At 63.3% G+C, this 13805-nt stretch carries 9 protein-coding genes; 2 read left to right on the forward strand and 7 right to left on the reverse strand.

Translation table 11 applies throughout. The features are described from left to right. Nucleotides 1–23 precede the first annotated feature (23 nt). The 3 genes from fghA to B0G81_RS22025 all read right to left on the reverse strand — a co-directional run bounded on the left by fghA (nt 24) and on the right by B0G81_RS22025 (nt 3712). Nucleotides 24–875, reverse strand: a complete 852-nt coding sequence (gene fghA / locus B0G81_RS22015) for an S-formylglutathione hydrolase (RefSeq protein WP_134138335.1) — start codon at nt 873–875, stop codon at nt 24–26. Between the two features lie 15 nt (nt 876–890). Beyond that, nucleotides 891–1997, reverse strand: a complete 1107-nt coding sequence (locus tag B0G81_RS22020) for an S-(hydroxymethyl)glutathione dehydrogenase/class III alcohol dehydrogenase (protein WP_020069206.1) — start codon at nt 1995–1997, stop codon at nt 891–893. Between the two features lie 224 nt (nt 1998–2221). Continuing rightward, nucleotides 2222–3712 carry an FGGY family carbohydrate kinase gene (locus B0G81_RS22025; protein ID WP_134138336.1) on the reverse strand — a complete coding sequence of 497 codons (1491 nt, stop codon included), beginning with the start codon at nt 3710–3712 and terminating at the stop codon, nt 2222–2224. Nucleotides 3713–4138: 426 nt separating this feature from the next. Here B0G81_RS22025 and B0G81_RS22035 point away from each other — a divergent pair, with 426 nt between their 5' ends. Next, entirely contained in the window at nt 4139–5548 is a 1410-nt protein-coding gene (locus B0G81_RS22035) for a nucleobase:cation symporter-2 family protein (RefSeq protein WP_106284101.1), read from the forward strand. A 162-nt stretch (nt 5549–5710) separates the two neighbouring features. On the opposite strand, the gene B0G81_RS22040 is transcribed toward B0G81_RS22035, so the two are convergent. Genes B0G81_RS22040 through B0G81_RS22050 form a run of 3 tightly spaced genes read right to left on the reverse strand, consistent with a single transcriptional unit; the run spans nt 5711 to nt 11759 of the window. After that, nucleotides 5711–7288 (reverse strand): efflux transporter outer membrane subunit, encoded by a 1578-nt coding sequence (locus B0G81_RS22040; RefSeq protein ID WP_134138337.1) that lies wholly within the window; start codon nt 7286–7288, stop codon nt 5711–5713. A 1-nt stretch (nt 7289) separates the two neighbouring features. Then, nucleotides 7290–10508 carry an efflux RND transporter permease subunit gene (locus tag B0G81_RS22045; RefSeq protein ID WP_134138338.1) on the reverse strand — a complete coding sequence of 1073 codons (3219 nt, stop codon included), beginning with the start codon at nt 10506–10508 and terminating at the stop codon, nt 7290–7292. Between the two features lie 18 nt (nt 10509–10526). Then, nucleotides 10527–11759 carry an efflux RND transporter periplasmic adaptor subunit gene (locus tag B0G81_RS22050; RefSeq protein ID WP_106284098.1) on the reverse strand — a complete coding sequence of 411 codons (1233 nt, stop codon included), beginning with the start codon at nt 11757–11759 and terminating at the stop codon, nt 10527–10529. Nucleotides 11760–12188: 429 nt separating this feature from the next. Here B0G81_RS22050 and B0G81_RS22055 point away from each other — a divergent pair, with 429 nt between their 5' ends. After that, a complete protein-coding gene (locus tag B0G81_RS22055) occupies nt 12189–12848 on the forward strand; it encodes a TetR family transcriptional regulator (protein ID WP_134143186.1) in 660 nt (219 codons plus the stop codon). 164 nt (nt 12849–13012) lie between these two features. Here B0G81_RS22055 and B0G81_RS22060 read toward each other — a convergent pair whose 3' ends face one another. Then, nucleotides 13013–13645 carry a cysteine hydrolase family protein gene (locus B0G81_RS22060; RefSeq protein WP_134138339.1) on the reverse strand — a complete coding sequence of 211 codons (633 nt, stop codon included), beginning with the start codon at nt 13643–13645 and terminating at the stop codon, nt 13013–13015. Nucleotides 13646–13805 lie beyond the last annotated feature (160 nt).

Here is a 13805-nt window from a genome sequence, read left to right on the forward strand (position 1 = left end):
CCGCCATCGTTGTCCTGCGAAACTCAGCCGAGCAGCACCTTCGCGTGATGCGTGAGGTGATCCTCGATGAACGTCGAGATGAAGTAATAGCCGTGGTCGTAACCCGCATGATGGCGCAACGTCAACGGTTGACCCGCGGCCTTGCAAGCGGCTTCGAACACATCCGGATTCAGTTGCTCCGCGAGGAACTGATCCGCGAGCCCCTGATCGACCAGAATCCCTTCCGAGAACTTGCGCGACGTCCGCGCGACCAGTTCGCTCGCGTCGTACTGCTTCCACGCTTCGCGGTCGTCGCCCAGATAGCCGCTAAACGCTTTCTCGCCCCACGGGCAACGCGTCGGCGCGGCGATCGGCGCGAACGCCGACACCGACCGATAAATCTCCGGATTGCGCAACGCGAGCATCAACGCGCCGTGACCGCCCATCGAATGCCCGAAAATGCCCAGCCGCGCGCCGTCCACCGGCAAATTCGCGAGCACCGTTTCGCGCAGCTCGTCCCGCACGTACGAGTACATCCGGTAGTGCTGCGCCCACGGCTGCTGCGTGGCGTCAACGTAAAAGCCCGCGCCCACGCCGAAGTCCCACGCCGCGCTTTCGCCCGGCACGCCCGCGCCGCGCGGACTGGTATCCGGCGCGATCAGCGCAATGCCGTGCTGCGCGGCGAAACGTTGCGCGCCGGCTTTGACCGGAAACGTTTCTTCGGTGCACGTGAGACCCGCGAGATAGAACAGCGCGGGCACGTTCGCACTGCCCTGCAAAGCTTGCGGCGGCAGATAGACGGAGAAGCGCATCGGCAGACCGATGGTCTGCGAGTCGTGCCGATAGATGCGCTGCTCGCCGCCATGACAGACATGCGACGACAAGAGTTCAAGCATGGCGAGGCTTCCGGATTAGTAGAGCACGACCGAGCGGATCGACTCGCCCTTCTTCATCAGATCGAAGCCCTCGTTGATGCGCTCGAGCGGCAGACGGTGCGTGATCAGATCGTCGATATTGATCTTGCCTTCCATGTACCAGTCGACGATCTTCGGCACGTCGGTGCGGCCGCGCGCACCGCCGAACGCCGAGCCCTTCCACTCGCGGCCCGTCACCAACTGGAAGGGACGCGTGCTGATTTCCTCGCCCGCCGCCGCCACGCCGATGATGAACGACTGTCCCCAGCCCTTATGCGTGCATTCGAGCGCCTGACGCATCACCTTCGTGTTGCCGATGCATTCGAACGAGTAGTCCGCGCCGCCGTCGGTGAGTTGCACGATGTGATCGACCACGTTCTCAACCTCATTCGGGTTGATGAAGTGCGTCATGCCGAATTTCTTCGCCAGTTCGACACGGCCCGGGTTGATGTCCACACCGATGATCTTGTCCGCGCCGACCATCTTCGCGCCCTGGATCACGTTCAGCCCGATGCCACCGAGACCGAACACGACCACATTCGCGCCCGCCTCGACCTTCGCCGAATAAACGACCGCACCGACGCCCGTCGTCACACCGCAACCGATATAGCAGATCTTGTCGAACGGCGCGTCTTCACGCACTTTCGCCACCGCGATTTCCGGCACGACGATGTAGTTCGAAAACGTGGACGTGCCCATGTAGTGAAACAGCGGCTTGCCGTCGAGCGAGAAGCGCGAGGTCGCATCGGGCATCAAACCTTTGCCTTGCGTCGAACGGATCGCCTGACAAAGATTGGTCTTGCGCGATAGACAGAATTTGCACTGGCGGCATTCCGGCGTATAGAGCGGAATGACGTGATCGCCCTTCTTCAGCGTGCCGACGCCAGGACCGGTATCGACAATGACGCCCGCGCCCTCGTGCCCGAGAATCGCGGGGAAGATGCCTTCCGGGTCCGCGCCGGAGAGCGTGTAGTAATCGGTATGGCAAATGCCCGTGGCCTTCACTTCGATCAGGACTTCACCGGCGCGCGGCCCTTCCAGATCGACTTCCTCGATCGTCAACGGCGCCCCGGCCTTCCATGCGATTGCTGCTTTGGTCTTCATCGTGAATGCTCCTGTGTGTCTGTCAAGTCAAGGCGCGTCGCGGCGGACTGCGTTGCGGCGCGCATGTGTTGCGATCCGGTGCTGCGGCTGATTCGTGCGCCTCATGCGGGCACGTCGTCATTGGCATTCGGCGCACTGCGTCGACTCATACATTAGCGCGCGAAAAAACGACATGGTATTGCAAAGCGCGTCACGGCATTGTCTGAACCTGACATGACATTCGCTCATTGCGACGGCATGTTCGCGAACCATGTTTCGACTCGTCCGTAGAGATCGAGAAAGCGCTCATAGCGTTCGGCAAGCGCCGCGTCGCCTTGCGGACCCGCAACGCGCGTCGCGCCCGGCGCGAGCGCGGCCAGATCGCGCGCGTGCCAATGCCCGCTCGCGAGGCCGCCGAGAATCGCCGCGCCACGCGGTGCCGCATTCGGACAATCGACCGCGTGCAGTTCGACATTCAGCGCATCGGCGAGCAACTGGCGCCAGCGGGTGTCGACGGAACCGCCGCCCGCCAGTTTCAACGCCGTCACCGTCGCGCCGCTCGCGCGAATCGCGTCGAGTCCGGCACGCAGCGAGAACGCGACGCCTTCGAACGCGGCGCGCATCATCGTGCCGCGCGTGTGATCGAGCGCGAGGCCGAGCCAGCCGCCGCGCGCCATCGGATTGAGCCAGGGCGTGCGTTCGCCTGTGAGGTACGGCAGGAACGTGAGGCCGGATGCTGCCGCCGTGTTTGCATTGAATGCGTCGGTCGCGTTGGATGCACCGATTGCGTTGGTCGCGCTAGTCGCGTCACCGAACGCGTCCCGATACGCATCGGCCCATTCATACGACAGCCATCCGCGCGCGCGTTCGAGCGCGATGCCGACGTTCTGCATCGCCGCCATCCGATACCAGTGATCGCTCGCCGCGCGATAACGATGCAAGCCCTTGACCGCCGCGGGCGCGTGCTCGGCCAGCACTACGATCTGTCCGCCAGTGCCGGTGGTCAGCAATGCGTCGCCGTCGTGCGCGAGCCCGCTGCCGAGCGCGGCGCAAGGCGTATCGGCCGCGCCGGTCGCGAGCACGATGCCGGCGCGCAACCCCAACGCCCGCGCCGCGCGCTCCGACAACACACCACCAGGCGCGTAGGACGGCGCCAGCGGCGCGAACCACTCGCGCGGAATCTCGAGCCGGTCGAGCAGCGCCGCGTCCCACACGCCGGCGGGATCGGCGAGCGCGGTCGCGCAGGCGTCGGAGGGATCGGTCGCCACCGCGCCGCCCAGTGCGACGCGCAGCCAATCTTTCGGTTGCAGCGCCCAGCGCGTGCGGCTCGCGGACTGCGGCTCGTGCAACACGATCCAGCGCAGCAGCGGACCGGCCATGCCCGGCGCAACCGGATTCGGCTGCGGCTCGGGCCACGCGTCGAGCAAGGCCAGCGCGCGCGTGTCGGGCCACAGCATGGCGGGCCGCACGGCCTCGCCCGCTGCGTCGATCAACACGACGCCGTGCATCTGTCCGGAAAAACCGATGGCTCGCACATCGCGGCGCAATCCGTCGGGCAAACGCGCGGCGGCTTCGCATAGCGCGCGCCACCATGTTTGCACCGATGTCTCCGCCCACCCCGCCTGCGGCGTTTCGATGGGGTAAGCGACGCTCGCCACCGCCTGCTCGTGACCGTTTTCGTCGACGATTGCTACTTTGAGGGAACCGGTGCCGAGGTCGATGCCGAGAAAACTCATGGGCGATAGAGCGTCAAATTGAGGAGCGAAATGAGTACGCGAAAGCTGCCCGGAAAGCGCATTTTCCAGCTTCGGCGCAGCGCTTGAAAAGCATGCCCAAACGCACGCCGAAAATCGCGAATCGCGGGTTAACCCACCCGCACCGCGAGCCACATCAAAACAGGACTATGCGGTGAGCGAGATACACCTCATTGATTCTCACACATATCGCGTCAATCCGGACTCGCGCGACGCACAGCCTCGCATCGCCACTGCAAGGGGCTGACCGCCGATAGACCAGGTCCGCGCATTTCTTTTGGCTTTCAAACGGCCCCTACCCATATCGTCACCGGGAATGCCGGAATAGGCCCCACTGGTCTTGTTGTGCTTTTTAGTCCCCGATACCTTGGAGTCATCCCAAAAACTCAGATGGTGGAGACAGACAATATGCAATCGAACACGGTTCACCCGTGCGACGAACGACTGCCTGCAGGCCAGTTGCTCACGCTCGGCATCCAGCACGTTCTGGTGATGTATGCCGGTGCGGTCGCAGTACCGCTGATCATCGGCGCTGCGCTCAAGTTGCCGAAAGACCAGATCGCGTTCCTGATCAGCGCCGATCTGTTTTCCTGCGGCATCGCCACGCTGATCCAGACGCTCGGTCTGTGGATTTTCGGCATCCGTCTGCCGGTCATCATGGGCTGCACGTTCGCGGCCGTCGGTCCGATGGTCGCGATCGGCACCAATCCCTCGCTCGGCATTCTCGACATCTTCGGCTCGACGATTGCGGCCGGTGTGGTCGGGATCCTGCTCGCGCCAGCGGTCGGCAAATTGCTGCGCTTCTTCCCGCCGGTTGTGATCGGCGTGGTGATCTCGGTGATCGGTTTGTCGCTGATGGAAGTCGGCATCAACTGGGCGGCCGGCGGTGTGGGCAATCCAGATTACGGCAATCCGATCTATCTCGGCCTCTCGCTGACCGTGCTGATGCTGATTCTGCTGATCAACAAATTCGCCAAGGGTTTCCTTGCCAATATCTCGGTGCTGCTCGGCATTGTCGCCGGCTTCGTGATCGCCCTGGCCATCGGCCGCGTCAACATGGAAGGTGTCACGCATGCGCCGTGGGTCGGCTTCGTCATGCCGTTCCACTTCGGCCTGCCGCACTTCGATCCGCTGTCGATCGCGACGATGGTTACCGTGATGTTCGTCACCTTCATCGAATCGACCGGCATGTTCCTCGCGGTCGGCGACATGGTGGATCGCCCGGTCGATCAGAAGACACTGGTGCGCGGCTTGCGCGTCGACGGCCTGGGCACGTTGATCGGCGGTATCTTCAACTCGTTCCCGCATACCTCGTTCTCGCAGAACGTCGGCCTGATCGGCGTGACCGGCGTGAAGAGCCGCTTTGTCTGCGCGATGGGCGGCGTGATCCTGGTGCTGCTGGGCCTGTTCCCGAAGATGGCGCAAGTGGTCGCATCGGTGCCAGCTTTCGTGCTCGGCGGCGCGGGCATTGTGATGTTCGGCATGGTCGCGGCGAACGGCATCAAGGTGCTGTCGAAGGTCGACTTCGTGAAGAATCACCACAACCTGTTCATCGTCGCGGTCAGTATCGGCCTGGGTCTCGTGCCGGTGGTGTCGCCGCACTTCTTCTCGAAGCTGCCCCCGGCGCTCTCGCCGCTGCTGCATAGCGGAATTCTGCTGGCTTCGGTGTCGGCGGTCGTGCTGAATCTGATCTTCAACGGCGTAAAGAGCGAGAAAAAGGCGCAGTGCGAAATTCGCAGCGCCGGGCATGATTTCGACGGACGCGGCGGCAACGAACCGCGCGGCGACGACATGCTGCGCGCAGCTGACGTGCACTGAACGGCACGCAACACTTGAGCGCTTGTGCGAACGAGAGATCGCGCAAGCGCTGCGGATAAAAAAACGCCACGGCATGCCGTGGCGTTTTTTTCATGGCGGGCTGCGCGAGGCGGTTTCTGCTGAAACTGAAACCGCTCTACGCGCCTGGGGCAACGAGCAATCCTAACCCGCCGTAGCCCCCGAAGCCGCCACCGGCGCGCTCGCCGCACCGTAGTCGACCGGTGCATCGGCCGGACGCGGCTGCTCGCCGTTGTGTTCGATCCAGCCGCCGCCGAGCACCTGATACAACGTCACGAGGTTCTGCAGACGTTGCATGCGGGCGGTGACCAGCAACTGCTGCGACGAATACAGATCGGTCTGCGCGGTCAGCACCGTCAGATAGCTGTCGACACCATTCGTATAACGCAGGTTCGACAGATCCAGCCGGCGCTGTTCGGCGAAGGTATTGCGCTCCAATGCCTGGATCTGCTGATCGTACGTGCCACGCGCCGCCAGGGCGTCGGCCACATCGCGGAAGGCCGACTGGATCGCTTTTTCATACGTGGCGATCTGGACTTTCTTCTGGATGTTGGCGAGATCGAGGTTGGCGAGATTCTGTCCGCCCTCGAAGATCGGCAACGTGATCGACGGCGCGAAGCTCCACGCCGCCGAACCCGGCTTGAACAGACCGCCGAGCGACGGGCTGAGCGTACCGAAGCTGCCGGTCAGCGAGACCTTCGGGAAGAACGCCGCGCGCGCCGCGCCGATGTTCGCATTGGCGGCCAGCAGGTTTTCTTCGGCCTCCATGATGTCCGGACGACGCGTCAGCAGATCGGACGGCAGACCCGCCGGAATATCCGTGAGGAGATTCTGGTTGTCCAGCGTCATGCCCGGCGGCAGATCGTCCGGCAACGGCTCGCCGATCAACAGCACGAGCGCGTTATCCGCTTGCGCCCGCAGACGCAGCTGCTGCTGCAGGTTGGCCTGAGCCTGCTCGACCACGGTTTGCGATTGACGCAGATCCAGCTCCGAACCGGTGCCATTGTCGAACTGCAACTTGGCGATCCGATACGATTCCTGCGAGGTCTTCAGCGTGTTCTGCGTGACTTTCAACAGGTCGTCGAGCTCGAGCACGGTCATGTACTGGGTCGCCACCTGCGAGACCAGCGAGATTTCCGCCGCCTTGCGCGCCTGAGCCGTGGCCAGGTATTGCGCCAACGCCTGGTCCTTCAGGCTCTGAATCCGCCCAAAGAAGTCGATTTCCCACGACGCGTTCAAGCCGACCGAATACGTGTTGGTAATCGTCTGCCCCGCGACCGACAGATCTTTCGGCGTGCGTTGCTTGCTTTGCGAAGCCGCGGCGTCGAGCGTGGGGAACAGCCCGGCGCGAACGATCCGGTACTGCGCCGCCGAGGCCTGCATGTTAAGCACCGACACGCGCAGGTCGCGGTTGTTCTTCAGCGCGATTTCGATCAACCGCTGCATGCGCGGATCGACGAAGAAATCACGCCAGCCGATATCCGCCGCGGCCACGCCGTTGGCGCTGCGCGCAGCATTTGTCGCGCCGGGCGGTTGCTTGCCCGCCTGGGTCGCGTCAGTCTGGCTCGCGCCCGGCTGGGTCGCGCCCGGTTGCGTGTCGTACACGCCGCCGGTCGGGAAGGCGCTCGTCGTGGGCGGGGCCGGACGCTCGTACTTCGGCGCCATCGTGCACCCTGCGGCGAACAGCGCGACCGCCACTGCAATCAGAGAGTGTTTTTGCATCTCAATGTCCGTCCTTGCCCGAGCCTTGATCCGTCGCCCCGGGCGAAGCGCCGCCCTGGCCGTCATGCGGATGGTGCTGGTTGTAGTGTGCGAGCGCCTCGTCCGGGTCTTCCTTCTCGCCACCGAATTTCGCGCGGATCACGACGAAGAACATCGGGATCATGAAAATCGCGAGGAAGGTCGCCGTCAACATCCCGCCGATCACGCCGGTACCGATCGCGTGCTGGCTCGCCGAACCCGCGCCGTTACTGATCGCGAGCGGCATCACGCCGAGAATGAACGCGAGCGAGGTCATCAGAATCGGACGCAACCGCAGACGCGCTGCTTCCAGCGCGGCCTCGATCGGCCCCATGCCCTCACCCTGCTGCAGCTCGCGGGCGAATTCCACGATCAGAATCGCGTTCTTCGCCGACAGACCCACCGTGGTCAACAGACCCACCTGGAAGAACACGTCGTTCTCGAGTCCACGCAGCGTAGCGGCCAGCAGTGCGCCGATCACGCCGAGCGGCACCACCATGATCACCGAGAACGGAATCGACCAGCTTTCATACAGTGCCGCGAGACACAGGAACACGACGAGGATCGAGATGCCGTACAGAATCGGCGCCTGCGAACCGGACTGGCGTTCCTGCAACGACAGACCCGTCCACTCGTAGCCCACGCCGGCCGGCAGCTTCGCCACGAGCGCTTCCATGGCTGTCATGGCCTGACCGGTCGACTTGCCCGGTGCCGCCGCGCCCTGGATTTCCACCGCGGAAATGCCGTTGTAGCGCTCCAGCTTTGGCGAACCGTAGGTCCACGTGCCGCTCGCGAACGACGAGAACGGCACCATGCCACCCGCGGTGTTACGCACGTACCAGGCGTTCAGGTCTTCCGGCGTCATGCGGAACGGCGCATCGCCTTGCAGATACACCTTCTTGATCCGGCCGTCCGTATCGAGGAAGTTGTTCACGTACTGCGACGCCCACGCGATCGAGAACGTCTGGTCGATCGCGGACAGCGACACACCAAGCGCCGAAGCCTTCTCGTGGTCGATATCCACCTTGAACTGCGGCGTGTCGTTCAGGCCGTTCGGACGCACCTGAGCCAGCGTCGGATCTTTCGCCGCCATGCCCAGCAACATGTTGCGTGCTTCCATCAGCTTTGCGTGACCGACGCCGGCGCGATCCTGCAATTCGAAGTCGAAGCCCGCGGCCGTGCCGAGTTCAGGAATCGACGGCGGATTCACCGGATACACCAGCGCGTTCTTGTAGCTGCCGAAGTGCATGAAGAGACGGCCCACCAGCGCCTGCACCTTCTGATCGCTGTGCTGACGTTGCGAGTAATCCTTCATCCGCACGAACACGAGACCCGCATTCTGGCCGCGACCGGCGAAGCTGAAGCCGTTCACGGTAAAGGTCGATTCGACGATGCTCTTCTCGGTGTTGAGCAGATAGTCGGACACGTCCTTCAACGCGCGCGCCGTGGTTTCCTGCGTCGAGCCCGACGGCGTTTGCACCAGCACGAACATCGTGCCCTGGTCTTCGTCAGGCAGGAACGACTTGGGCAGCTTCACGAACAGCAGGCCGACCGCGAAGATCACCACCATATAGATGATCAGCCAACGGCCCGAGCGCTTGATCACGTGGTGCACGCCCGAGTGATACTTGTCGCGGCTCCTGTTGAAGGTGCGGTTGAACCAGCCGAAGAAACCGGTGGTTTTTTCCTGGTGCCCCGGTTCAACCGGCTTGAGAATCGTCGCGCACAATGCCGGCGTCAGAATCAACGCGACCAGCACGGACAGCACCATGGCCGCCACGATCGTCAGCGAGAACTGCCGGTAAATTGCGCCGACCGAACCGCCCGAGAACGCCACCGGCACGAACACCGCCGAGAGCACGAGCGCCACGCCGACCAGCGCGCCGGTAATCTGATCCATCGCCTTGCGGGTGGCGTCACGAGGCGATAAACCCTCCTCCTGCATCACCCGCTCGACGTTTTCCACCACCACGATCGCATCGTCCACCAGCAAGCCGATCGCCAGCACGAGCCCGAACATGGACAGCGTGTTGATCGAGAAGCCCACCAGACCCATGATCGCGAACGTGCCCAGCAGCACCACCGGCACCGCGATCGTCGGGATCAGCGTGGCGCGCAGGTTCTGCAGGAACAGGTACATGACCAGGAACACCAGCACGATACCTTCGAGCAGCGTCTTGACCACTTCTTCGATCGACAGACGCACGAACGGCGTGGTGTCGTACGGGTACTGCACCACCAGACCGTGCGGGAAGTACTTCGACAGTTCGGCGACCTTCGCGCGCACCGCCTTCGCGGTAGCCAGCGCATTCGCGCCGGTAGCGAGCTGAATACCGAAGCCCGCCGTCGGCTGGCCGTTGTACTTGGTGTCGAAGTTGTAGTTTTCGCCGCCGAGTTCGATACGCGCCACGTCCTTGATGCGAACGCGCGAGCCGTCCTGGTTCACCTTCAGCAGCACGTTGCCGAACTGCTCCGGCGTGTTGAGCAGCGTGGCTTCCGTGATGGTGGCCTGCAACACCTGACCCGGCACGGAAGGCGTGCCGCCGAGCGAACCGCCCGCGACCTGCACGTTCTGCGCTTGCAACGCCGTTTCCACATCCACCGGCGTGAGGCCGAAGTTGGTCAGCTTGTTCGCGTCCAGCCAGATCCGCATGGCGTACTGCGAACCGAACAGCGTCACCGTGCCCACGCCGTCGATACGGCTCACCGGATCCTGAATGTTCGACGCGACGTAGTTCGCCAGGTCGTACTTGTTCATGCTGCCGTCTTCGGACACGAACGCCATCACCAGCAAGAAGCTGCTGCTCGACTTCGTGACCTTGGTGCCCAACTGCTGCACGGCTTGCGGCAACAGCGGCGTGGCGAGCTGCAGCTTGTTCTGCACCTGCACCTGCGCGATGTCAGGATTGGTGCCGGCCGCGAACGTCAGCGTGATGGTTGCCGTACCCGAGTCGTCCGACGTGGACGACAGATACAGCAAGTGGTCGAGACCACTCATCTGCTGCTCGATCACCTGCGTGACGGTGTTTTCCACCGTCTTCGCCGATGCGCCCGGGTACGTTGCGCTGATCTGCACGGCCGGCGGCGCGATGGTCGGGTACTGCGCGATCGGCAATGTGAAGACCGACGCGATGCCCGCGAGCATCAGAATGATGGCGATCACCCATGCAAAAATCGGGCGATCAATGAAGAACTTTGCCATGAGGCGGGCTCCCTGTTATTACGCGCCCGATGCAGCGGAGGCAGGTTGTGCCGTCTGCGCAGCACCGCTGGCGGCCGGCGCGCTTTGAGCAGCAGCGCCGGAAGCGGGTGTGGCGGGAAGTTGCGCGGCAACGGTCTTGACCTGCATGCCGGGTTTCGCCTTGTCGGTGCCCTGCACGATCACGCGGTCGCCCGGATTCAGGCCGCTTTCGACCACCCAGTTCGAACCGTACGTGCCCGAGGTGACCAGCTGACGCAACACCACCTTGTTGTCGTTACCGACGACCAGCGCGGTCGGCTGACCCTTCTGATCGTGCGTGATGCCGACTTGCGGCACCACGAGCGCGCTTTCGTTGACGCCCTCTTCGATGCGCGCGCGCACGAACATGCCTGGCAGCAGCACCTTGTCGGTGTTCTTGAAGATCGCGCGCACGGTGACCGAACCGGTGCCCTGGTCGACCGTCACGTCGGTGAACTGCAGCTTGCCCTTCTCCGAATAGGTGCGGCCGTCTTCGAGAATCAGCGACACCTTGGCGGCGTCCGGCCCGGTCGTCTTCAGACGTCCTTCCTGCATGTCGCGGCGCAGCTTCAGCCCGTCGAGGCTCGATTGCGTCAGGTCCACATAGACCGGATCCAGTGTCTGCACGGTGGCCATCAAGGTGGCGGCGCTCGCCTGCACGTAGGCGCCCGGGGTGACCTGCGAAATGCCGACCTGGCCGCTCACCGGCGAAACCACGTCCGTGTAGCCGAGGTTGATCTGCGCTGTATCCACTGCCGCCTTGCCCGCGGCGACGTCGGCCACTGCCTGCCCTTGCGAGGCGACGGCGTTGTCGTAGTCCTGCTTGCTGACCGCATTGGCCGCCACCAGCACCTTGTAACGGTTCGCTTGCGCAGTGACCGACACGAGGTTGGCCTGCGCCTTCGCCAGGCTCGCCTTGGCGTTATTCAGCGTGGCGATGTACGGCGCCGGATCGATCTTGTACAGACGTTGTCCCGCTTTGACCTGACTGCCTTCCGTGAACTCGCGGCGCAACACGATGCCGTCGACCCGCGCGCGCACTTGCGCCACGAGGAAGGCACTGGTGCGGCCGGGCAATTCGGTGACGACGGGCACGGCCGTGGGCTGAACAGTGACGACGCCGACTTCGGGCGTTTGTTGCGGCGGGGCAGATTGTTTTGGTCCGCACGCTGCCAGCAATACGGCAGCCGTCGCGGCACTGATTAAGCGGAATGGAACCCGTTCGACGCGCATGGAGCGACCTCTGTCAAAGACTGAGAATGAAAAAGTGCGCGCATCCCTACCCCGGGGACGACAGCGCACACATGCGTCTTGCGACGCCTGACCGGACACCCGCGGACGCACACCGAACCTGCAGGGCACCCTGACTGAAATGCGCCATACCGGGGAAATGCCGCACGGCGCCGCCCGTCCGGGCACGGCGCGAAGAGCGTTTGAAAGGCAACAGTGACGGATATTAACGTTTCGTCACGGCTTGGGCTATCCGATCGTGGGATGCTATTATATATACATTCACGAATGCATGTAAAAGTGCGTTTATATCTCTTGCTGGCTGGGGGCTTGCAAGATTGCTTCGCAATTCGGTCAACGGTAGACGGATTGTCATCGGGCGTACTTAAAAACGCCCGGGAAAACCCCACAATCAGGGCAGGTCATTCCAACATGGTCAGAAGAACCAAAGAAGAGGCGCAGGAGACGCGCAACAGTATTCTCGACGCGGCCGAACGGGTTTTCTTCGAGAAAGGCGTATCGCGCACGTCGCTTGCCGATATCGCGCAGGCCGCCGGCGTCACGCGCGGTGCCATCTACTGGCACTTCGCACATAAGAGCGATCTGTTTACGGAAATGTTCGACCGCGTGCTGCTGCCGCTGGACGAACTCAAGGCCGCCTCTCAAGATCCCAACGAGCCCGATCCGCTCGGACGTCTGATGGAAATCTGCACCGTCTGTCTGCGCGACACCGCCAGCGACCCGCGTCGCCGGCGCGTGTTCGACATCCTGTTTCTGAAATGCGAGCTGGTCGAGGAAATGGGTCCGGTGATGGTCCGCTATCAGACCAACATGCGCGAAGGACTTCAGAAAATCCAGGGCGGTCTGCGCAATGCCATCTCCAAAGGGCAACTGCCCGCGGATCTGGACACGAAACTGGCGGCGGCGATGGTGCATGCGTTCGTCAGCGGTTCGCTGCGCGACATGCTTTTTTTGCCCGACGCCACGGATTTCGGCGCCCATGCCGTGCAGATGGTCGAAGGCATGTTCGACGCACTGAAGCTGAGCCCGGCTCTGCGCAATGGGCATGCGCAGCGGAGCGGCGGCGGTTAGTCGATCGCCTGACGGAAGCGGCGGATGAAAAAAGGCGGACGGGTGAGCAACCCGCCGCCTTTGTTTTCATGCACAGCATGCGTGATGCCGCATTCGCCGCTTTGTTCTACCCGGCCGACCGCATTCTATATAGCAGCGCTCGACGCGACCATCGTCCGCGATCTCTACGCCGCGGCCCGCGTGGCCCTTGCCTTCTGATTCGACGCATAGATGTTGTCCCGCTCCAAAGGCGTCCCGCTCCGCACCGCCGCGATCCACTCGTCGGTGCTCGCCACCGCCGCGAAACGCGACTGCAGCACCACGCTGAACACCCGGTGGATGTCCTGCGCGCTGGCGAAACCCGCGCTGTTCTGATACGGCACAGAACCCGTCGCGTCGTGCAGGAACTCGACGGTCAGTCCCGCGTGAACCGCGTGATTGATGGTCGACGCGTCGCAGTTGTGCGTCATGTAGCCGGCAACCGTCAGCGTGTCGAGCTGGCGCGCGGCGAGCCAGTCGGCCAGGTCGGTGCCGGTAAAAGCGCTCGGCAGCGACTTTTCGACGTAGTGATCGCGAGCCCGCTCGCCCACCACCGGATGCAGCTCCGCCCCGCTGCTGCCACGCGCGAATAGCGGCGAGCTGGCCGGCGCGAAGTTTTGCACGACCACCACCGGCACGCCTGCGGCCCGCGCCGCATCCATCGCGCGGCCGATATGGGCAAGCGAGCTTTGCACGTCCGGGTATTCGATCGGCAGATCGCCGGTCACGTATTCGTTCTGCACGTCGATAACGATCAGCGCACGGCGCGGTGTGGTCATGGCAAGACTCCTCGGTCGGTAAAGGGGCGGCGCGCGCGGGTCCAGTCTGGACTCGGAACGAGCTGCCGGGATGACTGCATTGTTCCCGCACGATGAGTTTCCCGACAGCGACCCAAATGACAAGATTCGCTAGAATCGGGCCATCGTCGGAATTCATGAG

Origin of the sequence: Paraburkholderia sp. BL6665CI2N2 (genome assembly GCF_004366535.1) — a bacterium.
Lineage (GTDB): Bacteria > Pseudomonadota > Gammaproteobacteria > Burkholderiales > Burkholderiaceae > Paraburkholderia.